This is a genomic window from Mycobacterium sp. HM-7 (assembly GCF_053852335.1).
In genome coordinates, this window is record NZ_CM132657.1 from 3,157,320 (window position 1) to 3,183,361 (window position 26,042).

General features: G+C 67.0%; 26 protein-coding genes. 17 read left to right on the forward strand and 9 right to left on the reverse strand.

Annotated elements, in window-relative coordinates; genetic code table 11:
• Positions 1-26: 26 nt before the first annotated feature.
• Complete coding sequence (locus tag ACWW1C_RS15260; RefSeq protein WP_455979167.1) at positions 27-680, forward strand: DUF1361 domain-containing protein; 654 nt, start codon at positions 27-29, stop codon at positions 678-680.
• Here the strand turns inward: ACWW1C_RS15260 and ACWW1C_RS15265 are convergent.
• Positions 658-1,329 carry a response regulator gene (locus ACWW1C_RS15265; RefSeq protein WP_455979168.1) on the reverse strand — a complete coding sequence of 224 codons (672 nt, stop codon included), beginning with the start codon at positions 1,327-1,329 and terminating at the stop codon, positions 658-660. The genes ACWW1C_RS15260 and ACWW1C_RS15265 overlap by 23 nt on opposite strands.
• A gap of 272 nt (positions 1,330-1,601) precedes the next feature.
• Between ACWW1C_RS15265 and ACWW1C_RS15270 the strand changes: the two genes are divergently transcribed.
• The 4 genes from ACWW1C_RS15270 to ACWW1C_RS15285 all read left to right on the forward strand — a co-directional run bounded on the left by ACWW1C_RS15270 (position 1,602) and on the right by ACWW1C_RS15285 (position 3,620).
• Positions 1,602-1,835 (forward strand): hypothetical protein, encoded by a 234-nt coding sequence (locus ACWW1C_RS15270; protein WP_455979169.1) that lies wholly within the window; start codon positions 1,602-1,604, stop codon positions 1,833-1,835.
• A 55-nt stretch (positions 1,836-1,890) separates the two neighbouring features.
• Positions 1,891-2,082, forward strand: a complete 192-nt coding sequence (locus ACWW1C_RS15275; protein ID WP_455979170.1) for a hypothetical protein — start codon at positions 1,891-1,893, stop codon at positions 2,080-2,082.
• An 83-nt stretch (positions 2,083-2,165) separates the two neighbouring features.
• A complete protein-coding gene (locus ACWW1C_RS15280) occupies positions 2,166-3,212 on the forward strand; it encodes an ATP-binding protein (protein WP_455979172.1) in 1,047 nt (348 codons plus the stop codon).
• Between the two features lie 42 nt (positions 3,213-3,254).
• Complete coding sequence (locus ACWW1C_RS15285) at positions 3,255-3,620, forward strand: LytR/AlgR family response regulator transcription factor (protein WP_455979173.1); 366 nt, start codon at positions 3,255-3,257, stop codon at positions 3,618-3,620.
• Here the strand turns inward: ACWW1C_RS15285 and ACWW1C_RS15290 are convergent.
• Entirely contained in the window at positions 3,610-4,962 is a 1,353-nt protein-coding gene (locus ACWW1C_RS15290; RefSeq protein ID WP_455979174.1) for a cytochrome P450, read from the reverse strand. The two genes, ACWW1C_RS15285 and ACWW1C_RS15290, sit on opposite strands and share 11 nt — an antisense overlap.
• Before the next feature lie 109 nt (positions 4,963-5,071).
• Between ACWW1C_RS15290 and ACWW1C_RS15295 the strand changes: the two genes are divergently transcribed.
• Positions 5,072-5,929: an FHA domain-containing protein gene (locus ACWW1C_RS15295; protein WP_455979175.1), complete on the forward strand. Its 858-nt coding sequence runs from the start codon at positions 5,072-5,074 to the stop codon at positions 5,927-5,929.
• Here the strand turns inward: ACWW1C_RS15295 and ACWW1C_RS15300 are convergent.
• Positions 5,923-9,030 carry an FAD-dependent oxidoreductase gene (locus ACWW1C_RS15300; RefSeq protein ID WP_455979176.1) on the reverse strand — a complete coding sequence of 1,036 codons (3,108 nt, stop codon included), beginning with the start codon at positions 9,028-9,030 and terminating at the stop codon, positions 5,923-5,925. The two genes, ACWW1C_RS15295 and ACWW1C_RS15300, sit on opposite strands and share 7 nt — an antisense overlap.
• A gap of 124 nt (positions 9,031-9,154) precedes the next feature.
• Positions 9,155-11,038: a serine/threonine-protein kinase gene (locus ACWW1C_RS15305; protein WP_455979177.1), complete on the reverse strand. Its 1,884-nt coding sequence runs from the start codon at positions 11,036-11,038 to the stop codon at positions 9,155-9,157.
• Positions 11,039-11,143: 105 nt separating this feature from the next.
• Here ACWW1C_RS15305 and ACWW1C_RS15310 point away from each other — a divergent pair, with 105 nt between their 5' ends.
• Positions 11,144-12,511, forward strand: a complete 1,368-nt coding sequence (locus ACWW1C_RS15310; RefSeq protein WP_455979178.1) for an FAD-binding oxidoreductase — start codon at positions 11,144-11,146, stop codon at positions 12,509-12,511.
• Here ACWW1C_RS15310 and ACWW1C_RS15315 read toward each other — a convergent pair.
• Complete coding sequence (locus ACWW1C_RS15315; protein ID WP_455979179.1) at positions 12,486-12,761, reverse strand: hypothetical protein; 276 nt, start codon at positions 12,759-12,761, stop codon at positions 12,486-12,488. The two genes, ACWW1C_RS15310 and ACWW1C_RS15315, sit on opposite strands and share 26 nt — an antisense overlap.
• Before the next feature lie 141 nt (positions 12,762-12,902).
• On the opposite strand from ACWW1C_RS15315, the gene ACWW1C_RS15320 reads away from it, so the two are divergent.
• The 3 genes from ACWW1C_RS15320 (at position 12,903) to ACWW1C_RS15330 (ending at position 15,829) form a co-directional block, all read left to right on the forward strand.
• Entirely contained in the window at positions 12,903-13,343 is a 441-nt protein-coding gene (locus ACWW1C_RS15320; RefSeq protein WP_455979180.1) for a three-helix bundle dimerization domain-containing protein, read from the forward strand.
• Positions 13,344-13,418: 75 nt separating this feature from the next.
• Positions 13,419-14,543, forward strand: a complete 1,125-nt coding sequence (locus tag ACWW1C_RS15325; RefSeq protein ID WP_455984296.1) for an acyl-CoA dehydrogenase family protein — start codon at positions 13,419-13,421, stop codon at positions 14,541-14,543.
• Entirely contained in the window at positions 14,543-15,829 is a 1,287-nt protein-coding gene (locus tag ACWW1C_RS15330; RefSeq protein WP_455979181.1) for a ClC family H(+)/Cl(-) exchange transporter, read from the forward strand. The genes ACWW1C_RS15325 and ACWW1C_RS15330 overlap by 1 nt, the downstream gene beginning before the upstream one ends.
• A 1-nt stretch (position 15,830) precedes the next feature.
• Here ACWW1C_RS15330 and ACWW1C_RS15335 read toward each other — a convergent pair whose 3' ends face one another.
• Positions 15,831-16,844, reverse strand: a complete 1,014-nt coding sequence (locus ACWW1C_RS15335; RefSeq protein ID WP_455979182.1) for an NAD-dependent epimerase/dehydratase family protein — start codon at positions 16,842-16,844, stop codon at positions 15,831-15,833.
• A gap of 123 nt (positions 16,845-16,967) precedes the next feature.
• Positions 16,968-17,195: an Rv1893 family protein gene (locus tag ACWW1C_RS15340; RefSeq protein ID WP_455979183.1), complete on the reverse strand. Its 228-nt coding sequence runs from the start codon at positions 17,193-17,195 to the stop codon at positions 16,968-16,970.
• A 229-nt stretch (positions 17,196-17,424) separates the two neighbouring features.
• Between ACWW1C_RS15340 and ACWW1C_RS15345 the strand changes: the two genes are divergently transcribed.
• On the forward strand, positions 17,425-18,039 hold the full coding sequence (locus tag ACWW1C_RS15345) for a phosphatase PAP2 family protein (protein WP_455979184.1): 615 nt from the start codon (positions 17,425-17,427) through the stop codon (positions 18,037-18,039).
• Here ACWW1C_RS15345 and ACWW1C_RS15350 read toward each other — a convergent pair.
• Together ACWW1C_RS15350 and ACWW1C_RS15355 are read right to left on the reverse strand one after the other, a co-directional pair.
• Positions 17,990-18,304, reverse strand: coding sequence for a three-helix bundle dimerization domain-containing protein (locus ACWW1C_RS15350; RefSeq protein ID WP_455979185.1), 315 nt, complete (start codon positions 18,302-18,304; stop codon positions 17,990-17,992). The genes ACWW1C_RS15345 and ACWW1C_RS15350 overlap by 50 nt on opposite strands.
• Entirely contained in the window at positions 18,301-19,185 is an 885-nt protein-coding gene (locus tag ACWW1C_RS15355) for a universal stress protein (protein ID WP_455979186.1), read from the reverse strand. Before ACWW1C_RS15355 ends, ACWW1C_RS15350 begins: the two co-directional genes overlap by 4 nt.
• 284 nt (positions 19,186-19,469) lie before the next feature.
• Here ACWW1C_RS15355 and ACWW1C_RS15360 point away from each other — a divergent pair, with 284 nt between their 5' ends.
• From ACWW1C_RS15360 to ACWW1C_RS15385, 6 genes are all read left to right on the forward strand, one after another.
• Complete coding sequence (locus tag ACWW1C_RS15360) at positions 19,470-20,468, forward strand: Acg family FMN-binding oxidoreductase (protein WP_455979187.1); 999 nt, start codon at positions 19,470-19,472, stop codon at positions 20,466-20,468.
• A gap of 326 nt (positions 20,469-20,794) precedes the next feature.
• Complete coding sequence (locus ACWW1C_RS15365) at positions 20,795-21,619, forward strand: universal stress protein (RefSeq protein WP_455979188.1); 825 nt, start codon at positions 20,795-20,797, stop codon at positions 21,617-21,619.
• Positions 21,620-21,694: 75 nt separating this feature from the next.
• Positions 21,695-22,342, forward strand: coding sequence for a hypoxia response regulator transcription factor DosR/DevR (gene dosR, locus ACWW1C_RS15370; protein ID WP_455979189.1), 648 nt, complete (start codon positions 21,695-21,697; stop codon positions 22,340-22,342).
• Positions 22,343-22,390: 48 nt separating this feature from the next.
• A complete protein-coding gene (locus ACWW1C_RS15375; RefSeq protein ID WP_455984297.1) occupies positions 22,391-24,103 on the forward strand; it encodes a sensor histidine kinase in 1,713 nt (570 codons plus the stop codon).
• Between the two features lie 154 nt (positions 24,104-24,257).
• Positions 24,258-25,289, forward strand: coding sequence for an Acg family FMN-binding oxidoreductase (locus ACWW1C_RS15380; RefSeq protein ID WP_455979190.1), 1,032 nt, complete (start codon positions 24,258-24,260; stop codon positions 25,287-25,289).
• Complete coding sequence (locus ACWW1C_RS15385; RefSeq protein WP_455979191.1) at positions 25,286-25,720, forward strand: hypothetical protein; 435 nt, start codon at positions 25,286-25,288, stop codon at positions 25,718-25,720. The genes ACWW1C_RS15380 and ACWW1C_RS15385 overlap by 4 nt, the downstream gene beginning before the upstream one ends.
• Positions 25,721-26,042: the final 322 nt, after the last annotated feature.

Here is a 26,042-nt window from a genome sequence, read left to right on the forward strand (position 1 = left end):
GGCCGAATCGCAGGCACACTTGTCAGGTGATCGATTTCCGCGGGCACCTGCTGGTCGCCGCCCTGCTCGCCACCACTGCCCTGACCCTGGCACTCGGAATCACCGATCCGGCGGCGCCGCTGTCCTATCCGACCTGGTTCCTGGTCTGGAACATGTTCTTGGCCTGGATTCCGATGCTGTTCGCCGCCGCCTTTGCCGCGGTGGCGCGGCGCGGGTGGCTGCTTCCGCTGGGGCTCGGCTGGCTGGCGTTCCTGCCGAACGCGCCGTATCTCGTCACCGACCTCGTGCATCTGGGCGAGCAGGACGAGCTGTGGCGCCACGTCCTGCAATACGGGTTCGCCGCGTGGACCGGAATCCTGCTGGGCACCGTGTCGCTGCTGCTGGTGCACAAGCGCATCGATCGCGAGTTCGGCCCCATCTGGGGTTGGCTGACGGTGGTCATGTCCGTGGGACTGTGCGCGATCGGTGTGGTGATCGGCCGGTTTCAGCGGTGGAACTCCTGGGACCTGGTCACCCGACCGCACGCCGTCGTGGCGGCCACGTTCGAGTGGGTGCGCTCACCGCTGTCATACGTGCAGTCCACCGGGGTCGGACTCGCCGTCGCCGCGTTCTTCGGATTGGCCTACCTGGTCATCTGGGCGCTGAGCGGTCTGCGGTTCAGCGCGAATCCAGGAAGGTGATGACCGCCAGCACCCGGCGGTGATCCTCACCCGTGTCGGGCAGGTTCAGCTTGCTGAGAATGCTGCGCACGTGTTTCTCGACGGTGCCTTCGGTCACCCACAGCTGGTGCGCGATGCCGGCGTTCGACCGGCCTTCCGCCATCAGGGCCAGTACTTCGTGCTCACGTTCGGTCAGCACGGCCAACGGGTCTTCCCGGCGTTGTGCCGCGAACAGTTCCTGCACCAGGGCGGGGTCCACCACCGAGGCGCCGCCGGTGATGCGGTGAAGCGTTTCCAAGAAGTCGGTCACATCGATGACGCGGCTCTTGAGCAGGTATCCGATGCGCTGGCCGCCGCTGAGCAGCTCCATCGCATGTTCGACGTCGACGTGCGCCGACAACACCAGGATCGCCACGTTCGGTAGCTCGCCGCGGATCACCTTGGCGGCGTCCAGGCCCTCGGTCGTGTGCGTCGGGGGCATCCGGATGTCCGTCACCACCAGGTCGGGAACCGTCTCCCTGACCAAAGTGAGCAGCTCGCCACTGTCACCGGCCTGCCCGACGACGGTGAAACCCGCCCCGGTGAGCAGGCTCGCCACCCCTTCCCGAAGCAGCACGTCATCGTCGGCGACGACGACACGCGTCGCCTCCCGTGCGCCTACTGCGTCCACGTATGTCCTGTTCGTCTCGACCCATGGCCGCCGTGCCGTCAGACGCCGGACGTGCCGCTCATCGGGTTCATCTTGCCTGGCGGTCAGCGGGCATCGCGCACCGTCCTGTAAATGAGCCCCTGACCAGCTGGCAGGGGGCTCGTGTTGCAGCTAGCCCTACCCCGAACTTGGGCGCTGGCAGCGACGACACCGACGACGTTCCCGAGCACTCTGAAGAACAGCCGCACGCGGCCAACCGAAGTCATCACAACGTCGAAAGCTGGTAGAGGACAATGCATATCACCCGCACCCGGATCATCCCGCTGGCTGCGACGGCCGCCGCGGCCCTGGCCATCATCGCCGCCCCGACCGCCGCGGCCGCGACCCTGCCCACCGGATCCACCGTCACCCAGAGCAACGGGAACGCGCAGATCGTGGCCACCCCGGGCCCGGCCGCCCAGGAAGCCGGTCAACTGCAGCAGCCGTTCGGCGGCGACTACGGCTTCCTGCTGTTCCGTAACCACTGACCTGATCCCCAGCCCACCTGTACCCACCCGTCCGACCCGAAAGCGAGCACCGATCATGAAGAACACCCTGAAGCGCGTCACCGTGTGGTTGTCCATCGCGGCGGTCGGCGGAGCCCTCGTGGTGGCACCCGTCGCCGCCGCGGACACCAACCCGACCGTCCCATCCGGCACCGACACCTACAGCCAGTACCAGAACGGCAACCACGGCTCGAACGCACCGGCAGGCCACGTCGATCAGTCGTTCTGACGCTTCGGCCAACTCGCCGTCGGCGGCGCCCTGACCGCGGTTAGGGTCGTGACGAGATCAGGCGACCTGGCGGGAGGCGGCGGATGAATCCGGCACGATGGAATCCGGCCGTCTCCACCCCGCCGTGGTACGTCGGGCTGCTGGTTGCCGCGGGCCTGATCGCCGCCGAGGTCGCGGTGGTCCGGTTGCTGCGCGACCCGCCGCCGCACAGCACCTACGCCATCGTCTTCATGTTCGGCGTGCTGGTCATAAGCGCGGGCTGGGGCCTGGGCCTGTCGCTACTGACCACGGTCGCCAGCGCCGTCGCCTATCTGCAGGTGCATCTGGACGGCGGCCCGCTCCTGCCCCTCAAGCCGATCGATGTCCTCACCCTCTCGGTGTTCCTGCCCATCGCCGGGATCGCGAATATCCTTGGCTGGCAACTGCGTAACCGGGCCCGCGACGCGCACCGGAGCTGGCAGGAGGCCAACGCCGCGCGCGCCGAGCTCGTCGCCTCCCGCGCCCGCATCGTCACCGCCGCCGACAACGCCCGCCGCGGCATCGAACGCGATCTGCACGACGGCGCCCAGCAGCGCCTTGTCACGTTGGCCCTGCAGGTTCGCACGCTCCAGATGGCGATCCCGGAGGATCCCGCCGAACTGCGGTCCCGCATCGCCGGCATCGGCGACGGCCTGCGCACCGCCAGCGACGAACTGCGCGAGCTGGCACACGGCGTACATCCCGCGATCCTGTCGCGCGGCGGACTTCGCCCGGCGCTGCGTGACCTCGGCCGACGCGCACCCCTGCCGGTCGAGGTCCACGTCGAGGTCCCGGCGCGACTGCCCGAGGCCGTCGAGATCGCCGCGTATTACACCGTCGCCGAAGCCCTCACCAACGCTGCCAAGCACGCGCAGGCCTCGGTGGTCACCGTGACCGTCGACACCGACGAAACGTCACTGCGCATCTCGGTCGCCGACGACGGGATCGGCGGCGCGAACCTCGACGCCGGCAGTGGACTGCGCGGTCTCGAGGACCGGGTCGCCGCGCTCGGCGGCAAGCTGCGCCTCACCGGCTCCGCGGGCGGCGGCACCACGCTGGTCGCCGAGATGCCACTGGCAGAAGCCGTCGCCGTCGGCACAAATGGCAGCTAGCAGGAATGCCTCGACGGGGTCCTGCGCGCGACAATTCAGTACATGACGAACCGCCGATCTCTGCGCTGCGTCATCGTCGACGACAACACCGACTACCTGGCCGCCGCGACCGCACTTCTGCAGCAGGGCGGTATCGAGGTCGTCGGAACGGCGCGGTCGGTCTCCGATGGGATGCACACCGTCGAACGCCTTCGGCCGGACATTGCGCTGGTGGATGTGAACCTCGGCGACGAGAATGGATTCGACCTTGTCGCCCAATTGCACTCCCACACGGGCACCGCCGCCGTCATGGCGATCCTGACCTCGACTTTCACCGAACTGCCCGTCGCCGATCTGACGGACTCGCCACCGAGATTTCTGCCGAAACTCGATCTGTCGGGTGACGCGATCCGCGCCCTCATCGCCTGACCACATCGGGCCGCGCCGCGCCGCACGCGCGAACGGTGATGCGGGCGCCCTCATCGGGGATCAGGGTGACGTGCTTGAGCCGCTGGCCTTCACCATCCGCGGTGGTCGTCTCCAGCTCGGCTCGGCGCAGCACTTCGCGCAGCACCACGCGCATCTCGACCAGCGCGAACGTCGCACCCAGGCAGCGCCGGTTCCCGCCGCCGAACGGCAGCCACGTGGTCGGGCCGGGAACGGTGCCGAGCATCCGGTCCGGATCGAAGCGCTCCGGGTCGGCGTACTGCGCGGCGCTGGCATGCACCAGGCCGACGCCCGGCACGACCATGACCCCCTTGGGCAGCCGGTATCCGCCGATCTCCACGGGCTCGGTCAGGACCCGGCCGACGTCGTAGACCACGGGCCGGATGCGCAGCACCTCCCGCACGACGGCGTCCAGGTACTCGTCGCCGGCGTCAACTCCGGCAGCACTCGCATGAGCGGCTGCCACTGCCTTTTCCAGCACGTCCGGGTGCCGGGTGAGGCGCTCCAGCGCCCAGGACAGGGCGGTCGCGGTGGTGTCGTGGCCCGCCGCCAGCAGCGTCATCAATTGGTCGCGCAGTTCGCGATCGGTGATGTGCCGGCCATCCTCGTCGGCGGCCCGAATCAGCATCGCCAGAACGTCGGTGCGCCGGGCCAGCCCCGGGTCGGCCCGCCGCTCGGCAATCTCGGCGTAGATCAGCTGGTCCGCTTCCGCGAGCCGTTTTTTCACGACGGTCCAGGGCCAGACCCGATAAAGCTCCGGACGGGCAATCGACAGTGCCGCAACCCAATTCAGGTCCAGTAGCTTCGGCATCGCCGTGCGCAATGCGGCCAGCCGGTCGGGATCGGTCGCGCCGATCACGGTCTGCAGGATCACTTCGAGCGTGAGCGCCGACATGTGCGGTGCCACCGCGAATTCTGTTCGCAGTGGCCAGTTCCCGATGGACTCCGCAGCGATGGCAGCCATGGTGCCGGCCTGTCGGTCGACGGCACCGCGGGTGAAGGGTTTGAGCATCAAGCGCCGCCGGTCCGCGTGCACCTCGTCGTCGACCACCAGTACCGACTGCTCCCCCACCAACCCCTTGAGCATCGAATTCGCTTCGCCCGCATGGAAAGTGCGCGGATCGCCGGCGAAGACCCGCTTGATGTGATCAGGTTCGGTCAGATAGACGAAAGTCCCCAATGAGGCGATCCGCAGGGTGAACATGGTGCCGTATCGCCGCTCGCATCGGCCGACGAAACCCGGCCAGTCCCGCAGCAGGAGTGCGGCCTGAGCCACCGCAGGCAGCCGCGGCCCAGGTGGCAGGCCGGTCCCTCGACGACGCATATTCGCTCACCCCGTTCGGTAAGCCGACTCTACCCATTCACCGCATGGCACGGGGTCGGACGCTGACTTATCATCAGCATCTGCGGCAACCTACCGAGGCGGCGACAAGGTGGAACAGAAGCGGCACTACGTGGCCATCGGCCGCGGAGAAGGTCTGGTCGCCCGATTCGGTGACGTGCTGACATACATCGCCGACGGTGCCCGAGCGCGTCCCCTCTTGCGGGTGCTCACCACCACCGTCGCGCCGCCGGCGTTGCCTCAGGCGCTCGCCGCACTGGCGTACGGCCCGGAATCCGACACGGTGTCGCCCTTCGGCGCGCTGGTACCGACCGGTGACTGTCTACACCTCATCGTGCGCGGCGAGGTGATCGCCGATATCGAGGCGGGCGGCGGTCAGCGGCGTGTCGGCAGCGGGGGCCGGCCGCTGGCCGACGAGCCGGTCGCTCCCTGGTTCGACCGGATCACGATCTGCGGCGCCACAACGACATTCGTACCCTGCGCGGACACCGATCTCATCGCCGGTGTGGTCCCCGGCAGCGGCTTCGTACTGCAGTCGAGAACGGCGCGGTCGGCCGCACAGCAGGCACCACACCAAGCGCCCGCGACCACCCGTGCTCGTCCCGTCACCGGATCACTGACCGCCGACGACGGCGCCGTGTATCCGTTGGACCGCGCGTACATCATCGGCCGCAATCCGATGATCGACCCCGCGGTCGTCAGTGGCGCCGCCTCGCCGATCAGCCTGCCCGACGACCCGCAGGTGTCCAGGGTCCACGCGTATGTCACCGTCAACGGCGGCATGGTCCTGGTCCGCGACGCGCAAACCGCCGGTGGGACCTACATCGCGTCGCCCGGAGACCAGAACTGGACCCAGATCGGCGACCAACCCGCCGAGTTGCTACCTGGCTGCTACCTGCGCATCGGCCAGAAGATCCTCACCTATCAGGTGCCGCCCCAGGATCAGTAGGCGAGTCTGTCGGCGTCGGACAGAATCTCCCAGTTCCCTGCCCGCAGCGTCCCCAGTGCCGTCGGCCCGACCCGCCGCTGCTCCCGGACTGCCTTTTGCGCGGCCGCGAGGTCGGCAGGATGGTGCCCCAGTACCGTCGCCCCGACCGCCCGGCCCCGCGACACCACGAGCCTGCGGTACGAGGGCACCGCAGGCCGGTCGATGACGACCACGTCGTCGCCCGGCCCGGGATCCACCGGACCGATCGAAAACAGTTCCAGGTCAACACCTTTGAGAATGGTCGGCGGGGTCTCGACCGGGACGGTCCGGTCGCCGCCGAGCGCGTTGACCGCCGCCGCCTCGGCTTGTTCGGTCGCCACCGGCCACAGGCCGAGCACCCGGCTGCCGTGCTCGGCGACGTCACCCGCGGCGTAGACACCGGGCACCCGCGTCTGCATGCGGTCGTCGACCAGCACTCCCTTGCCGACGGGAAGGCCCGCGTCCCTGGCCAATTCGATGTTCGGCCGGATGCCGGTGGCAGCCAGGAACACCTCGCACGACAGTATGCGGCCGTCTTTGAACCGCACGCCGGTCACGGCGGGGTCGCCGCGCACCTCCGCTGTTTCCGCCTTGTGGGCAATGGTGATGCCCGCGCGGGCGAAGTGCTCGGCCACGAGCTGTGAGCAGCGCGCGTCGATCTGCTTGCTCAGCAGGCGGGTGCCGCGTTCCAGCACGGTCACGTGCAGTCCGAGCTGATGCAGGCAGTACGCCGCCTCGAGACCCAGCAGGCCACCACCGGCCACCACCGCGTGCCGGGCCCGACGTTCCTGCACGTACGCGCGGATCCGCATCGCGTCGGCAGCCGACCGCAGCACGACGCTTCCGGGTCGGTTCAGTCCGGGGATGTCGGGTACCGCCGCACTGGACCCCATCGCCAGGATCAGCCGGTCGTAGGGCAGCGTCTCGCCGGTGCCCAGGCGCACCACCCGCGACCGCAGGTGGATGGAGGACGCCCACGTGTTCAGCCAGGCGGTGACACCGTGGTCGTCGTACCACTGTTCGGGCAGCAGGTACAGCCCTTGCATCGCCGACCGGCCGTAGACCAGTCGCGAGATGCCCATCCGGTTGTACAGCCCGTGCGGTTCGGCCCCCACCACATGGATTTCGCAGTCGGGGTGGCCGCGGCGCACGAAATCGGCAGCTGTCACTCCCGCGATGCCGTTGCCGATCACCACGACGCTGACGATCGAGCGGTCGTAGTTGACCGGCCTGCTCGCCGTGGTGTCCGCACGCTCGGGAGTCAGCGACACCGTCACGTCACCGCCCTGGATCCGCGCGCAGCATGCCATCCTGCTGGATTTGCCCAAACCGAGGCGATTCAGCGTCTTGAGTTCGTCGGCCTCCGCCGGCGACAGGCAGCCCATCCCCTCGACGATCGACACCGGGTCGGCACCGCACACCCCCATCCGGCAGCCGGCCTCGATCGACTGCCCGCTGCTTTCCGCGACATCGAGCAGACTCATCCCGATGTCGGCTCCGACAGGTTCGGCGTCTGATTCGAAACGGACTCGTACAGCACTGGTTTCGCCGCCGGCACCGGCAGCGCGGGCCGGCATCTTCGGCGAGTTCAGCAGTACCGGCTCGGAACGTGCTCCCGTCACATAGGCGAACTGCAGTTCGCTGACGCGGGTGCGGGCCAGCCACCACAGTGTCAGCAGTGCCATCACCGATGTGATGAGCCATCGCAGCCAGGGGGCGTCGACACCGGTGATCTGGCGCAGCGAGTCGGTGATGATGGGACCGGAGAACCAGTAGTAGGCGTTGATCGCCACTACGGCGAAGATCGCCGTGACCATCGACTGGCTCAGTGGTGTGACGGCTTGCAGCACGTAGCAGAGCCCGACACTCACCAACACGAAAAGCGCCAGGACACCATATTTCTCGGTCGCCGTGCCACCCTGCTGCGCGTGCACGGTGAAGAAGCCGATGATGAATCCCGGTAGGGCGGCGGCGAACAGCACGCGCGGCGCACTCCACCGCGGTTCGGGATCCGCCATGTCGGCCTGCCAGGCCGCTCGGGGTTTGAAGTCGTAACAGTTTTTCGCACAGCCGACACAGGATTCACAGTGACTGTTCGGTGAGGTGACGTACGGCGTCTGCCCGTACGTGCGCTGCAGTGGCAGCAGTGGGCAGATGCTCGAGCACCAACCGCTCTTGCCTTTGAACGCCAGACCTCCGGCGAACGCGGACGCGATGATCACGGCCAGCACCACGCCCATCGCGGGGCCGTTGCGATCGAGACCGACCAGCCGTGCCCCGGCGATACCGAAGAAGAGGGCCGCGGCGATCAGGAACCCGTTGCGTGTCCACCAGCCGGGCGCGGTGGCAGCCCGGCTGAATCCGGCGACCCGGGGCAGTTGATTCGACGCCGACAATGGGCAGATGTTGCGCCACACACCCGGTGCGATGAAGAACAGCGCCGGCCACAGCGCCACGATGATCCGGAAGAAGACGAACAGTCCGGCAGCGGGCCGCACGAACAGCAGCACCACCACCGCGAGATACGCCAGCACGGTGCCGACGCGGACCGCGAGCCAGACCTGGCGCGAAATCCTGTGTGGCAGTTCGATGTACGACGGGAACAGGTCCCGGGTGCCGGTGGGATCGATGCCCAGTGCGCGCTCGGCCAGCCGCAGCCCCGCCGGCCGGACCTCCGCCGCTGCGGCCGCTGGGACCGGGACGTCCGCGAGCTTGATCACCTGCATGGTCCGGGTCGGGTCGTGGGCGGCGGCCGCCGCGATCGGCGGTTGCTCCGCGCTCGACGGTTTCGGGGCGTGCAGCACGATGATCTCGGTACGGCCCAGCCGGATCACGTCGCCGGTCGACAGCGTGCCCCGCCCGGTCAGCGCCACCCCGTTGACGGTGCTGCCGTTGCTGCTCCCGAGGTCGACGACCGACAGCGCCGTCGGGGTCGGAACGAGGCGCAGATGGCGGCGGGACACCTCACTGTCGCCGAGGTTGATGCCGTCACACTCGCGGCCGAACTGCAGTGGCCTGCTCAGCGTCAACCGGCGGGCCGGCCGGCCCCATTCGCGGATCTCGATCACCGGCGGCTCAGCCATGGTCAGCTCCCCGAGAAGTCGTCACCACGCAGCGCCCGGATCAGCTGGGCGAAATCGCTGGCAGTCAGCTTAATTCGGGGCGGACCGATCCGCCTCCGATCCGCACTATCCGACTGGCAGTCCGTCACTCTCCGGTGCGGACGAACTTGTCGGTGAAATCGCCACCCTTGCACTCGCCGCCGGTCGAGGTATTGGTGCCTCGGCCTTCCAGTGTCGGGATCGGATCCTGGAGGTCCGCCGGCAGCGGGTATTCGGCGGTGATGTTGAGGTGCGTGGTCCCGCCGAGTGCGCACGGGACGGTCCCCTCCTCGGTACGCGTCCATTTACCCGCGGCGAAGATCAGCGTGACCACACCATCCATCGCGTGGAAGGCGCTGATGCACCGATCTCCGGTACGCAGGCACTGCGTACGGACCTGCAGATCCGCCGCACCGGGCGCGAAGCCGCCGACCGAGTACACGATGTTCTCGTGATAGCGGCCGTGCAGTGTCGACGCCGGTGAGGTGGTTCGCGGCGGCAGTGAAGCGGGGTCGGACACACCGCTCAACTCGCCGTCGCCGGTGCGGGTGAACGTGACCGTTCGTTTGACACTGCTGCACCCGTTGACCGCGCTCCGGGTGGTTTCACCGGCCAAGGTGCCGTCCGGCTTGGGCGTCAACGTGAAGACCACCCACACTTCGGTCGGTGCCTCGTCGGGCGCGTCAGTACATTTCACCGCCCCGGTCCCGACCGCGACCCAGTCACCGGAAATCTGATCGAACGTCATGTTCGACACCACGGGCACTGCGCTCTTGCCGGTATACGACGCGTTCGCGATGCACCCGTTGGCGCCGCAGGACGAGCGCACGTCCCACTGTCCCGTGATCGCCGGCCCGCCGGGAATCGCCGCGCCTTGCAGGTCGGTGGCCGGTCCGTATTCGGCGCGGTACCGGCCGCTGAAACCGCTGCCCGCCGCATTGGCGGCCGGACTCGGCGCGGCCGGTCTCGCGGTGGGACGATCGTCGCGTCCCAGCAGCTGCACTCCGGCGAACACCCCGCCGGCGACGACCAGCAGGGCGACCACCGCCAGGACCGCGATGAGGATCCCCGAGCGCGACGATCGCGTCGGCGGCGGCGAGGGCACCGGCGCGGCCACGGTCGGCTGGTTTCGAAAATCGTTGGGCGCCACTGGCGCTGGACGATGTGCCTGTTGCTGGAGGGCCTGCGCGAACTCACCGCAGGTGGCGAAGCGTGCCGCGGGCGTCTTCGACATCGCCCGGGCCAGTACGGGGTCCAGGCCGCGCAGTTCGGGGCGCTGGTCTCCCAGCGACGGTGCCGGTGCGGTGACGTGTTTGGTGATGACGACCGCCGGATTGCTGTCGGCGTACGGCGGATTTCCGGTGAGAAGCTGGAATGCCGTGCACGCCAGGGCGTATTGATCGGTGCGGCCGTCCATCCCCTCACCACGGAGTTGCTCCGGCGCGGCGTAGGCCACGGTCCCGACCGCCATGTTCGTGGCGGTCAGACCCGAGGAGTCGTTCATCGGCCGGGCGATCCCGAAGTCGGCGAGGTAGATACGTGACGTCTCGGCGTCCAGCAAGATGTTGGCCGGCTTCACATCTCGGTGCAGCAGACCCCGTCGGTGCGCGTGGTCGAGCGCCGACGCCACGGCGTGGATGATCGGCAGCGCCACCTCCGGCGGCATTCCGGCCGGATAGTGCTCACGCAGCAGTTGCGCGGCATCGGTCCCGGCCACGTAGTCCATCGAGATCCAGAGCTGACCGTCGCACTCGCCCCGGTCGTGGACGCCCAGGATGTTGGGGTGCGACAGGGTGGACACCAGGTCCGCTTCGCGCAGGAAACGCGGTCCGTACTCCGGGTCCGATGTCAGATCGGCCGACAGCACCTTGACCGCGTCCAGCCGCGGCAACCGCGGGTGCGACGCGAGGTAGACGCTGCCCATCCCGCCGGCGCCCAGTTTCCGCCGGATCGTGTAACCGGCGAAAACCTGACCCTCGGTGAGCAACACGGGCAAATCGTAGGCCCACCGTCGGGCCTGCGCAGGCAACGTCGACAAATCCGCCCAGCGGACGAGTTCGGTCCATCGCGCCCGCGGTCTCGATACAGTCCGACCATGGACGCCGCCGCGCTGAACCGTCTCGCCGATGCCCTGCCGGACGGCGCCATGATCACCGACCCCGACATCATCGAGCGCTACCGCCGGGACTCCGCTGCCGACCCCGCCGCCGGTACCCCGCTCGCCGTCGTGCGGCCCGTCAGTACCGCCGACGTTCAGCAGGTGTTGCGGTGGGCCTCCGAGCACCGCGTCGCCGTGGTGCCGCGCGGCGCCGGATCGGGGCTGTCCGGCGGGGCCGACGCCGTCGACGGATCAGTGGTGCTCAGCACCGAACGCATGCGGGACATCCGGATCGATCCGGCCACCCGGACCGCCGTGGTGCAGCCCGGCCCGACCAACACCGAGGTCAAACGCGCGGCCGCGGAACACGGTTTGTGGTACCCGCCGGACCCCTCGTCCATCGACATCTCCTCCATCGGCGGCAATGCCGCGACCAACGCGGGTGGCCTGTGTTGCGTGAAGTACGGCGTCACCGGTGACTACGTACTCGGCATGGAGGTCGTGCTGGCCGACGGCACCGCGCTGCGGCTGGGTGGTCCGCTGCTGAAAGATGTTGCGGGACTGTCCTTGACGAAGCTGTTCATCGGATCGGAGGGCATTCTGGGGGTGATCACCGAGCTCACGCTCCGGTTGATCCCGGCCCAGCCACCTGCGTCGACGGTGGTCGCGCTGTTCGACTCCGTCGCCGACGCCGCCAACGCCGTGGTGGCCATCACCGGTGAAATCCGTCCGGCGATGCTGGAATTCATGGACCACGCGAGTATCAACGCGGTCGAAGACCACCTGCGGATGGGTCTGGACCGGTCCGCCCGAGCCATGTTGTTGCTACAGTCCGATGCGCCGGGGGCAGCGGCCGAGGAAGTGGCGACGATGGTCGGCAACTGCGAGAAGTGTGGCGCCACCGAGGTTTTCGCCACCGACGATCCCGCGGAGGGAGCCGCGTTCACCGCGGCCCGCCGCGCCATGTTCGGCGCGGTCGAAAAGCTCGGCAGCTTGCTGCTCGAGGACGTGGGTGTCCCGATACCGCAATTACCCGCGTTGGTCACCGGGGTCGAGGACATCGCCGAGACCTGCGACGTGCAGATCTATACGGTGGCGCACGCCGGCGACGGCAATACCCATCCGATCATCGTGTACGACGCCACCGACCCTGACGCCACCGACCGCGCCGAGCGCGCTTTCGCCCGCATCATGGAGCTGGCCATCGGCCTCGGCGGCACCATCACCGGCGAGCACGGCGTCGGACGCCTGAAGCGGGACTGGCTGCCCAATCAACTGGGCGACGACGTCATGGCCCTCACCCGGCGCATCAAAGACGCGCTGGATCCCCGGGGCATCCTCAATCCTGGTGCGGTGCTGCGGTAGTCACCTCGATGTGGGCCCGAACCCGTCCGGCCTCGTCGCACCAGCCTTTGCTCGCCGCGTACGCCAGCATGCCGGCAAGATTCCGCCGCCACTCATCGTCTCCCCCGCGACCGGCAAGTTCGGCCAGCGTCTCCGGGTCGATCCAGGCATGCTCGGGCACGTCGATGACCACCTTGAAGGCCGTGAAATCGTCCGCTTCGCAAACCTCCAGGCCGGGTGGGACCTGGGTTGGGTCGATGTGCAGGTACATCCGAGCTCCTTCGTTGACAGTCACTCGGATTCTGGCGGCAGCCGGCGCCGGGTGATCACGGTTGTCCCACAGCGTGGCGCGAAAAGTCGATCTCACGTGCGCGTCGCCTGGAGGTAACCAACGATCCGTACAGTCGCTGTCATGTCCGAAGAACCCACGAGCCTCGCCGAGCAGACCTTCCGGGACCTGCTCACCGCGGCCATCACGCGGGGACACCGGCCACCACCCACCACCGTTTTGGGCCCGACCTGCTGGATTGCGATCGACACACTGGCCCGCGAGCACCCGAACGCCATGCCGGAGCGCGTGGTCGCCGCATTCGACGCGTTCGCGATGGAGCACGAGGACACCGACCGAACCGGGATCGACGTCGACGTCGAACTCGATCCCGCCACCGCGCGGGCAGCCGAGTACGCCGCCATCGACGCGCTGGTGGCCCAGTTGACAATCACGTACCCGAGCATCGATCCCCGGACCGTGACGGCCGTCGTCCGACGCATTCACGCCGATTTCCACGATCATGCGGTGCGGGACTTCATCCCACTCTTCGTCGAGCAGGCGGCGCACCGGAAACTCGCCTAGGCCTACCGGCGTCGAGAGCGGCATCACCCTGGCAAGGTAGTGGCCGTGTCCACTCACCTGACCGACGAAGAGGTCATGCTCGTCGAGACCGTGCGCGCGTTCATCGACCGCGACGTCAAGCCGACAGTGCGCGACGTCGAACACGCCAACGCCTACCCGGAGGCGTGGATCGAGCAGATGAAGCAGATCGGCATCTACGGTCTCGCCATCCCCGAAGAGTATGGCGGGTCGCCGGTGTCGATGCCGTGTTATGTCGAAGTGACACAGGAACTCTCGCGCGGCTGGATGAGCCTCGCCGGAGCCATGGGCGGCCACACCGTGGTGGCCAAGCTGATCGGCCTGTTCGGCACCGAGGAGCAGAAGCAGACCTACCTGCCGCGCCTGGCGACCGGCGAGCTACGCGCCACGATGGCGCTGACCGAACCCGGCGGCGGCTCGGACCTGCAGAACATGTCCACCACCGCCCGCCGGGACGGCACCGACCTCGTGATCACCGGCTCCAAGACGTGGATCAGCAACGCGCGCCGCAGCGGACTGATCGCCCTGCTGTGCAAGACCGATCCCACCGCAGAACCACGGCACAAAGGTATTTCGGTGGTGCTCGTCGAGCATGGCCCCGGCTTGACCGTGTCGCGGGATCTGCCCAAACTGGGCTACAAGGGCGTCGAATCCTGCGAGCTGACGTTCGACGCCTACCGGACGCCGGTATCGGCGATCCTCGGCGGCGAGCCGGGTAAGGGCTTCGGGCAGATGATGAAAGGCCTTGAGACGGGCCGCATTCAGGTTGCCTCGCGAGCACTCGGCGTCGCCACCGCGGCGCTGGAGGACGCGCTCAAATACGCCCAGGAGCGCGAGAGCTTCGGACAGCCGATCTGGAAGCACCAGTCGGTCGGGAACTATCTGGCCGACATGGCCACCAAACTCACCGCGGCGCGACAGCTGACGCGGTATGCCGCCGAACGCTACGAGAGCGGCGAACGCTGCGATATGGAAGCGGGCATGGCCAAGTTGTTCGCATCCGAGATCGCGATGGAGATCGCGCTCAACGCTGTCCGAATCCACGGTGGCTACGGCTATTCCACCGAATACGACGTCGAACGCTACTTCCGCGACGCCCCGCTGATGATCGTCGGCGAAGGTACCAACGAAATTCAGCGCAACGTCATCGCAGCGCAGTTGGTCGCCCGCGGTGGGTTGTGATGGATAGGGGACGCGCCGGCAACGTCGTCGGCTTCGTCCTCGCCGCGGCCGTGGTCGGTGCGCTGACGGGGCTGGCCGCGGCCAGCTTCCGGCTGCTTCTCGATCACGCGACGCAATGGCGGGCATCGCTGTCGCACTGGTCCCACGGAAGTTGGTGGGGCCCAATCGTCGTCGTCGTCATCTGCGCCGTGTGCACGGCGGCTGCCGCGTCGTTGGTCCGCCGCGTCGAACCGCACGCCGAGGGCAGCGGTATCCCCCGCGTCGAGGCGGTCGTCGCCGGCCGCGCCGAACCGGGCCGCTTCAGGATCCTGCCGATCAAGTACGTCGGCGGGCTGCTGTCCCTCGGCTCCGGACTGGCCCTCGGACGCGAAGGGCCGTCCGTCCAGATGGGTGGTTCCATCGCCATCATCGTCGCTTCGGCGACGCGACGTTCCCGGGCTGATCTGCGCGTCCTCGCCGCAGCCGGAGCGGCCGCCGGTTTGGCGACCGCATTCAACGCACCCATCGCCGGCGGCGTGTTCGTCTTGGAGGAACTCGTCAAGCGCTTCGACCCGCGTACCACGGTCGCCACGCTGGTCGCGTCCGCATCCGGCTTCATGGCGGCCTACCCGTTCGTCAACTCGGGCAGTGAATTCCAGGTACCCCCGCTGGCCGATCCCCAGCTGGCCGGCTCCGGGTGGGTGCTGGCCGTCGGCGTGCTCACCGGTGTCCTGGGCGTGCTCTACAACAAGGCGATCATGTTCGGTCTCCGCACCGCCGACACCAGCCGGTGGCCCGTCGAGGTCCGCGCCGCGCTCATCGGCGCCGGCGTCGGGGTGCTCGTCTGGTACTCCCCCGACCTTGCGGGCGGAGGCGACCACCTCACGCAGGAGGCACTGCTCGGGCACGGCGCCATCGGTGCCGTCACCGCGGTGCTGGTGCTGCGTTTCGTCCTCGGCGTGCTCTCATATGCCGCGGGCACGCCCGGCGGTCTGTTCGCGCCGATGCTCGTCCTCGGCGCCGACGTCGGATTGATCGTCGGACTGATCGCGACGCAATTCGCGCCGGATTCCGCGCCCAGCCCCGCCGCACTCGCCCTCATCGGGATGGCCGCGTTCTTCACCGCCACCGTCCAGGCACCGGTGACGGGGCTCATCCTCGCCACCGAACTCACCGGCAGCACAAACCAACTGCCGCCGATGCTCGGTGCCTGCGCAACGGCGCTGCTGGTAGCCATCGCTCTCGGGTCGCGCCCGATCTACGACCTGCTCACCGACCGGGCGGCGGCCTCGACCGTGACGACATAGCTCAGCGTAAGTTGCCGGCGTATCTGCTTGCCAGCGCGCCGATTTCGATGAGCCACAGCAGGGTGTCGCGGGCGGTCTCCTCGAAGGGGCGAGCGGCGATGCCGAGTTCTTCGGTGGTGCGCGAGGTGTCGAAGCGCGTGTCACGCGCGGCCAGTTCGACGGTCTCGACGTCGGCGGGCAGGTGCATGCTGTCGGGCAGCACCTTGTTCACCAGTTCGGCGAATTGTGTGAAGGGCTTGGCGACGATGGTGGGCGTATTGACGAAGGGCAGCCATCGTCCGGTGACCTTGTGCAGGGTGCCGTGCATCAGGTCACCGTCGAGGTGATGACCGGGCACCACGTAACGACGCGGCCCTCGACCCGGCACCAGGCAGGCGGCGACGACGTCGGCGACGTCGCGGACGTCGACGTAGTGCGCGCCGCCCGTCGGCCACACGGGCAAGCGCCCCTTGACAATCCACATGAACAGCTCCGCCTGGGTCCCCAGATACGGATCGTGTGGCCCCAGCACACCGCCGGGGTACACCGACACCACCGGCGCCCCGATCGACTGGAGCGCCCGAATCTGCACCTCTGATTCACGTTTCGACTTGGCGTAGGGCAGCTCCACGTCACCCAGTGGCAGATCCGGTCCGCCGCCGTCACGACATGTGAGTGCCACCGTCGACGAAATGTGCACGATGGGGTCGAGGTCCCGCTCGACCGCGCCGCCGACGACCAATTCGGTCGCGCGCAGGTTGGTCCGGGTGATCTCCGCCGCCCGGCGCGCGTCCAGGCTGAAGACCGCGGCAGCGTGCACCACGGCGTCGACACCGTCGAGCGCCGCGGCCACCACCTCGGGGTCCAGCACGTCACCGATGACGAGGTCGTCTACCGAAACCCCCAGCGGATCAAGCGATTTCGGCACCTGCTCGGCGCGCCGAACCAGCATCCGCACGTCGTGTCCGTCGCGGATCAGCGCGGCAACGATATGCGCACCAACATAGCCCGTGCCCCCGGTCACCAGAACCTTCATCAGCCATCCTTCCCAGGGACTCGCCGGCCATCGTTGGTGTGGCGACGACCCTGACAAGGTCGCTGGGCCGCATCGCCGCCCGCACCCTATCCCCGACCCGCGGCTATTCGCTGGAAAACTGGATCACGCTTCGGCGTCACTATCGGCATCATTTCCGGTGATGATCGACTTCACCGTCGCGACCGCATGCGTGCCGATGTCGACGGAGTTGTGGACAATTCCCGAAATTCCTTCGCCCACATCACCTCTGATGATGTCTGCGGCGTTGTCGACGATATCGGACGCCTTCTCGACGGAATGTACGGCGACGTCCCGTACCGCATCGAAGGAGTCCCTGGGGCTGAGTGGCATCGCGGCCTCCTCCGGTTGACGGTTAGCCAAGACGGTAGACCCGTCGACATCGCATCCGCGCGACTTTGCCGGTGTCGAGACTGAGCTTGCGTGCCAAATCACGACCGAATTCGGCACATAAGCTCATGCTCGCGGCTGTGATGATCGCCAAGACCGGTTCAACCAACCGTGCGCAGGATCATTATTGACTCCGGACATCAGACAATGCGGCGACCCGAAAGCATCGGCCATGAATCTCGACCTACGAATCTTCCACAGCATCAACGATTTTGCTCGCGATACCCCGTGGCTGCATCCGTTGATGGCCGCCTATGCCAACGACGGGTTGCTCGTGTTCCTGGTGTTGCTGTTGGCCGGGTGGTGGCTCGCCCGCAAGAGCACCGACCCGGCAGCCATGGTCGCGGCGGTGTGGACTCCGCTGGGAGTACTTGCCGCCTTGCTCGTTTACTATCCGATCGCCGTATCGGTGAATGAGGCGCGACCGTGCAACGCGCTGCACGACATTGTGGTTCTGCACTGCAATACCGACGGCGGTTTTCCCAGTATCCATGTCGTCATCGCGGCGGCGGTTACCGCGGGACTGTGGTTGGTGGACCGGCGCCTGGGCATCGTGGCGGCCTTGGCGACAGCGCTGATGGCGTTCGCGCGCGTGTACGTAGGTGCCCACTATCCGCGCGATGTCCTCGCGGGTCTTGCTCTGGGCATTGTGGTCAGCATGGCCGGCTACGCGCTGGCGCGGCCGGTCCTGCGCCGGTTCCTCGGCTTTGCGGGCAGAACCCGGCTGAGACTTCTGGTCACGAACACCCCGACCGACACGACTGACGGAGTGCGGAAACTTCAGTAGCCACAGCGATATTCCCGCTCTGCCTGCGTTCACGCCGGATACGGTCACCCACGATGCGCTCGACCAACAACGGGACGAACGCCTGAATCCGAGCGTCCGCGAACTGCATCGCGGCCTCCCGACACCAGCGCGTGATCTCCATGTCCCGCGCAATATCGTGGCGCCCCTCACGAAGAGTGAGTTTCGCCGCGACCCCGGCAACCCAGTCGGCACGGACGGTGTCACGGACCGTCCCCTTCCCGTAGTCGGTCAGTACCCGGGTCATGACTGCGCTGCCGTCAATAGCTCGATCGAATTCCGTTGGCCGGCGGCCACATCATCGTTCGACGCGCAACGAGACGGCCGAACGAACAACAGCGTGCAGTCGGAACCCTTCAATGTCCTGCGCATGTCGTCCCCGGTCAGCTCCGCCACCAATTCCCGATCGTCTCCAGGCACGATGACGAGCTGGTCGATGCACGCACTCTGCCGCAACAAGTTGCTCAGATGCCCCGGCATCGCCAGCGTGACCGACTCGAGGTGATTGTTGTCCGCGGCCGTCAAGTACCGCTCCAGGGCGGCATGCACCGGATGCCTGGCATCGACCGGCTCACCCGAATGCGACCAGGGCTCCAACATCAGGATCGGCGCATCACGCCACGCCGAATCCGCCTCGGCAGCCTTCAGTACGGCCGTGGCAGAGGCTGATTCGTCCAGCACGGCCACAATCCATTTGCGATGGTCGAACTCGCGGTGTGTCCGACGGATGATCGCTACCGTGCCTGACGCCTTCCGGGCTACCTCGACAGCCGTGGACCCGCGCGGACCATCAGGCGTGTCATGGGTTCCACGGTCGCCGACGCAGACGACCGCCGCACGACGGGACTCTTCGGCAAGGCGTTCAGCCGGACTGCCGGAAAGAATTTCCGACTCGAGCTTGACGTCGATGTGCGCGGCGGCCACCGCTTTCCACGCCTTGTGCAACGCGTGCTGCGCGCGATCGATGTTCTCGTGACGATCAGCATCGTCCGAGCCCATGACGTAGACCAGACGCAATGTGGCGTCGAGGCTCGCCGCTTCGAGCGCAGCCCAGCGCACAGCGCGCAGCGCATGTTTGGAACCATCGATACCGACCACGACCGTTTCGACTGGCGCTGGGTAGTTCATCGGAAGTCCTTGTGCGGTAGTAGTCACGCAGCCCGAGGTTGTGGCTCCGAGGCGAGGGCTGCGACGCTCGGTCCGGAGTTCCATCTCCGCTGTCATCTGACCTCGCCGCGGGAATCGGGCATAGTGCCGAAGGTCCCTCGCGGAGCGCGAAAATCCCCCGCGTCGAGGAAGCTGTGGCGGCACATTCGCAACGGCTGAGCGACTGGTGACTTCCGGCCCTGTGCGAGGCGTCCAGGGCGGGGCAGGGTCAGATTGCACGTCGTCGCTGCCGAGAAGGGCATCTCATGACCAAAACCCGGATTCCATTTCAGGAAGTCGAGGATGCGGTACTGCTGGCCTGCCGGGCGCCGTCATTCCACAACAGTCAGCCGTGGAAGTGGGTTCTCGAATCCGCGACGCTGACGCTGTATCTCGATACCGACTGGCTGGTCACCACCGACGGTTCAGGGCGCCAGGCACTGTTGAGCTGCGGTGCGGCATTGGACCATCTCCGCGTGGCGATGGCCGCAACCGGTTGGACCACCAAGGTCGACCGCTTTCCCGATCCTGACGACCACGAGCACCTTGCCGACCTCCAGTTCCGGCCGGCCGCCGGCGTCAGTCCGGCACAGCGGCAGGCAGCGGACGCAATCTTGAGCCGACGCACCGACCGCCTGCCGTTCGGTGCGGTGAATGATCGTTCGGCACTCGACAAACTGCTGCAGCTGGCCGTGGGCAATCGCCCAACCCGGATTGACATCCTGGCCGCCCAACAACGCACCGAGCTGGCCGAGGCCTCGCATCTCACCGAGGTGCTACGGATGTACGACGCCGCCTACCATGCCGAATTGGACTGGTGGACTTCGGGTTTTGGCACCATGATCGGCATTCCGGACAGCGCGCTGGTGTCGGCGGCAGAAAGTGACCGGGTGGACATCGGACGCTCGTTCCCGGTGACGCATACCCGCGAGCGACGCCAACACGCCGGAGACGACCAGGCGACGGTCGTGGTGATCTCCGCACTCGGCGACACCCGTGCGGACATCCTGGCGTGCGGCGAGACATTGTCGGCAGTGCTACTGGAGGCCACCGCTGCGGGTCTGGCCAGTTGCACACTCACCCATCTGACCGAGCATTCGGCCACCCGCGACATCATCAGCACGCTCACCGGCCACCCGCTGCCGCAGGTGTTGGTCCGCATCGGCACCGCTCCAGCTCTGGAGGATGTCCCGCCACCGACACCGCGACGCCAACTGGCGGATGTTTTCTGCTTCCGGCCACATCGCCCTGACGATCGGGATTGACGGCGGAGCACTGGATGCGCGTCTGGCGGCAGCCCACTTCCGCACCGGTCGGCTCGTTGCGCACAGCGCGGCCGCTAGGGCGATACCGGTTGCCAACTGCTTCTTCATGTGATCGACGATGGCGAGTCACCAAGGCCGTTCGCTAGGGCACATGGGCCCAGGGTCGCAGCCAACCGGCCTGGTCCAACAGGTCACTGTGACAGGTGACTAGGGACCAATGCCCCTGCCGCCGGCGGCCCGATCACACCTACCGTCGACGAATAGTCAGCTCGTGATGTCAGGAGAGTGTGAAGATGTACAAGTCAGCTTCACCGTCGTCGGCCGTCGTGGTCGGCATCGACGGCTCACGGTGGTCGGTCGACGCTGCCTTGTGGGCGGTCGATGAAGCAGTCAGTCGCGATGTGCCCCTGCGCCTGCTCTACGTGGTCGAACCACGCGGCCATGGTGCGGTCGATCCCCAGCAGGAAGCTCAAGATCTGGCGTGCGCCGACGTTTCCATAAGGCGCGCGCTGGTCGCTGTCGAGTCCACCGAGAAGCCGGTCAAGGTGGAATGGGAAGTACTGCAAGGGCATCCCTCCCGGGTCTTGCTGGACGCGAGCCGAACTGCCGATCTGCTGTGCCTCGGCTCGCTCGGTATCGCGCATGCGACCGGGCACCGGCTCGGTTCCACCGCTGCGACATTGGCCACTTCCGCGCCGTGTCCGGTGGCCATCGTCCGGAGCGGCAACAACCACGGGGCGATGCAGCCCAGGCACGTCGTTGTCGAAGTCGACGAAAGTCCGGACAGCGCCGTCGTCCTCGAGGCCGGGATCAGCGAGGCCCGACTACGCGGAGCGCCGCTGACGGTGCTCACCACACGGCAGCACTCAGTGGCGGACGGTCCGGACAAACTTCGAGACGAGGGCGTCCGGGCGCGTCTGGACAAACGTCTCGCCCGGCACCGCGTGGCCAATCCGGACGTCGAGTTCAACCCCGTCGCTGTCTGCGGTTCCACCATGAATTATCTTGAACGCCAAACCAATTCGATCCAATTGCTGGTCATCGGTAGACATCGCAGGCCCGGGATGGGTGAGATCGTGGGAACGGCACGCTCGGCCTCGCCTCAGGTGAACTGCACGGCACTGATTTGCCAACATAACCAGCGTCTGTAGCCGAAGCCTGGCCTATCGTCATAGCAGAACATCAACACTCACAAGCACGCCGGCGGCGTTCAGAAGGGCAAGTGAATGGTCACAGTATTTCTCGTCGATGACCATGAAGTCGTGCGCCGAGGACTCATCGACCTGCTGAGCGCGGACGCCGACCTGCAGGTCATCGGCGAAGCCGGCACTGTGGCGCATGCGATGGCCCAGATCCCCGCGCTCAGGCCCGATGTCGCAGTCCTCGACGTCCGTCTGCCGGACGGCAACGGCATCGAACTATGCCGCGATCTGTTGTCGCGCCTGCCCGACCTACGTTGCCTGATGTTGACGTCCTTCACCTCCGACGAGGCCATGCTCGACGCGGTCCTGGCCGGGGCGAGCGGCTACGTCATCAAAGACATCAAGGGCATGGAGCTGGCCGAGGCAATCAAAGCCGTCGGCGCCGGACGGTCCCTGCTGGACAATCGCGCTGCCGCCGCATTGATGGCGAAGCTCCGCAACGCGGCCGAGCGGTCGGATCCGCTTTCGGGCCTGACCGATCAGGAGCGGGTGCTTCTCGATCTGCTCGGTGAGGGACTGACCAACAAGCAGATTGCCGCCCGAATGTTCCTGGCGGAGAAGACGGTCAAGAACTACGTGTCGCGGCTGCTCGCCAAACTCGGTATGGAGCGACGCACGCAGGCCGCGGTGTTCGTGTCGAAACTGGACCGGCCGCGGCGCTCCGATGACTGATCTGCACCCGGTCTCAAATGCCTGGCGTGCCGCTGCCGCGGTGGCAGAATCACCCATGTGACACGCCAAGACAGCAGCGCCGAGCATCCGCTGCGCGCGCCGCTATCGGGACTACGACTGCGTGAGCTTCTCAGTGAAGTGCAGGACCGCGTCGAACAGATCATCGAGGGCCGTGACCGGCTCGACGGTCTGGTCGAGGCGATGCTCACGGTCACCTCCGGCCTCGAACTGGACGAGACCCTGCGCACCATCGTGCACACCGCGATCGAGCTGATCGACGCACGGTACGGCGCCCTCGGAGTTCGGGGCACCGAGCACGAGCTCGTCGAATTCGTCTACGAGGGCATCGACGAGGAGACGCGTTGCAAAATCGGCCCCCTTCCCCAAGGTCGCGGTGTGCTCGGCGCACTGATCGACGAACCGAAACCCATTCGGCTGGAAGACATTCGCACTCATCCGGCCTCGGTGGGGTTTCCTGATCATCACCCTCCCATGCGAACGTTCCTCGGTGTGCCGGTGCGCATCCGTGACGAAGTCTTCGGCAACCTGTACCTGACCGAAAAAGCATCCGGGCAGCCATTCAGCGAAGACGACGAAGTGCTCGCACAAGCGCTGGCCGCAGCGGCCGGCATCGCCATCGACAACGCACGGCTCTACCGACAGTCGCAGCAACGCCAGGCCTGGATCGAGGCGACCCGCGATATCGGCACTGCCCTGCTGTCCGGCACTGAGCCGTCGCGGGTGTTCCGTCAGATCGCCGAGGAAGCACGCTCTCTGACCGACGCGGACGTGACGCTGATAGCGGTTCCCGAGGACGACGATGCTCCGCGCAACGAGGTCACCGAACTCCAGGTCATCGATGTCGTCGGGGATGTCCGCACATCATCGTTGGAGGCGCCGGCGGCCGACGGGCCCATCGGCCAGGCCTTTCATGATCGAACGCCCGTGATCTGCCGGGCAGCGGAGCTACCTGAAGCGATAGCGGTCGACATGGCATCGGCACTGGTCCTGCCGCTGCGCACCACCGAGACCGTCATCGGAATCCTCATCGCGCTGCGACGTGCGGGCCGGCAGGAATTCACACCCGATCAGCTGGACTCGATGGCCGCGTTCGCCGACCAGGCTGCGCTCGCCTGGCAGCTGGCCGCCAGCCAGCGTCAGAAGCGTGAACTGGATGTGCTGGCAGATCGTGACCGCATCGCCCGCGACTTGCATGATCACGTCATTCAGCGGCTGTTCGCGGTTGGTCTGACGCTCCAGGGCGCGATCCCGCGCGCCAAGTCCAGCGATGTGCAGCGTCGCATCACCGACTGCGTCGACGACCTCCAGGAAGTGATCACCGAAATCCGCACGGCGATCTTCGATCTGCACGGCAGCACCGCCTCCACGACCCGGCTACGACAGCGCCTCGACGCCGCCGTCGCCTCCTTCTCGAGCCACGAATTGCACACCACCGTCCGTTATGACGGGCCCCTCTCGGTCATCGAGCCGGACTTGGCCGATCACGCCGAGGCCGTCGTTCGGGAAGCGGTGAGCAACGCCGTCCGGCACGGCCAGGCCGGCGCTGTCAGCGTCACCGTCAACGTCGACAACGACTTGCGCATCGAGGTGGCCGACAACGGCCGGGGACTACCCGGCGGAATCACCGAGAGTGGCCTGGCGAACCTGCGCCGACGGGCGAGAGACACCGGTGGTGACATGACCGTCGAACCCGGCGTCGACGCCGGCACCGTCCTGCGGTGGTGGGCGCCGCTGCCCTGATCCGCGGACATGCGGCAAAGCCCTTCAGTAAGTGACGTAGTGCTCTGTCGGTCATGTCGAATCACCTGCAGGATCGTTGTATGAGAACCGAGCAACGTGCGCGATCTGAGCGCCCGGCGTCGATCTCGACCACAGGTGTTGTGAGGTGAATCAGATGTCCGAGACCTTCCCCGACCATCAGACCGTGTGCGCAGCCATGGCGCTGGCAACACGTGCCCCCTCTGTCCACAACACGCAACCGTGGCGGTGGCGGATCGGCTCGAACAGTGTGCATCTGTACGCCGAATCATCACTGCACCTGATCCACACCGATCCCGACGGCCGCGACCTGTTGATCAGTTGCGGTGCGGCATTGCACCACGCGACCGTGGCTTTCCATGCCCTGGGCTGGCAGTCGACCGTACGCAGATTCCCCAACCCTGCCGAGCCTGATCACCTCGCCGCGATCGAATTGACCCCCTGCACCCCGGAGCAGCCCGACATCGCCCTTGCCGCGGCGATTCCGCGGCGCAGAACCGACCGGCGGTACTACAGCGGCTGGCCCGTGCCGCTCGGGGACATCGCGCTGATGACTGCCCGCGCCGCCCGTCTCGGCATCGGGCTACGCCGGGCAAAGCTCAATGATGTCCTCACCACCGCACTGCGCCAAGCAGTTTCGCAACATGTGCATGATCTGGACTACCTCACCGAACTGACGATCTGGAGCGGGCGCTACGCGTCGGTCGCCGGGGTGCCTGCTCGTAGTACGCCCTCGCCTGATCACAGCGCCGTCCTCCCCGGCCGCATCTTCGCCGGCCCCGTGCTCGGCCAGCCCGCGGGTACGACGGCCACTGACGACAATGGATCGCTGCTGGCGCTGGGCACCTCCACCGATGCTCCGATTGATCGACTGCGGGCCGGCGAAGCAACGAGCGCGGTTCTGCTCACTGCGACCGCACAGGGGCTGTCCACCTGCCCCGTCACGGAAGCGCTGGAAAATCCCGAGTGCCGAGCCATCGTGCGGACGGACGTCTTCGGCGACGAATTGTTCCCGCAGATGCTCATCCGGGTCGGTTGGGCACCCCTCAATGCCGACCCTCTGCCCGCGACACCGCGCCGGGCGCTGACGGACGTTGTTTCCCTTCTGCACGAAGAGGATCCGGTGCTGGGTTCACATCCCGCTGACGACGAGGAGGCGGATCGATGATCGAGCACCGCACCCGACTGTTCGCTCGGGTGCTCGGGCCCTACCTCGTCGTCGCGGCCGCCTCGCTCGTCGCCCGAGCCGACTACGTCAAGACACTGATGCTGACATTCGGTGACAACTCTGTATGGCCCTGGATCACAGGCGCATTCGTCTTACCGATGGGTCTGGTGGTCGTCACACTGCACCCGTATTGGCGCGGGTCTGCCGCCGCCACCGTGTCGGTGTTGGGGTGGTTGACAGTGTTCAAAGGAGCGGCCTTGATGTCGTTTCCCGGGGCGTACCTGACGATGGGCCACGACGTGCTGGCCGCCGCACCGTGGTGGCAGGCCAGCGTGATCGCCAGCGGACTGGTCGGGCTCTATCTCACTGCGGTCGGATGGGTTCCGAATCGTCGATCGGCATCATCCGGCACCGTGTCATCCGACTCCTGAAGATTTCCAACGGTATTCGGCTCGGCCGGCCAGGTGATTCGAGTTCAGCAAGCCCCGACTGACAACCACATGTCGTCATCGGCATCGGACTGCGCTTCTCGGTCCTCAACGGCACGTTCGACCATCGGAGAGTCCTCCCTGGGAATCACGACTTCAGCGGGCGCCCCTAGATGGTGCGCCGCGCAGTTGCGGGCCACACGGGCCAAAAGTCCTCTGACAGCTCGCCGGAAGGCCACCCTCCGTTCCACGCGTCTGCGCGGGTGGTGCCGAAGGTCCCTAGGACCGCGGTCCATCAGCCCTGCTCTCGCACCGCCGAGCAGCG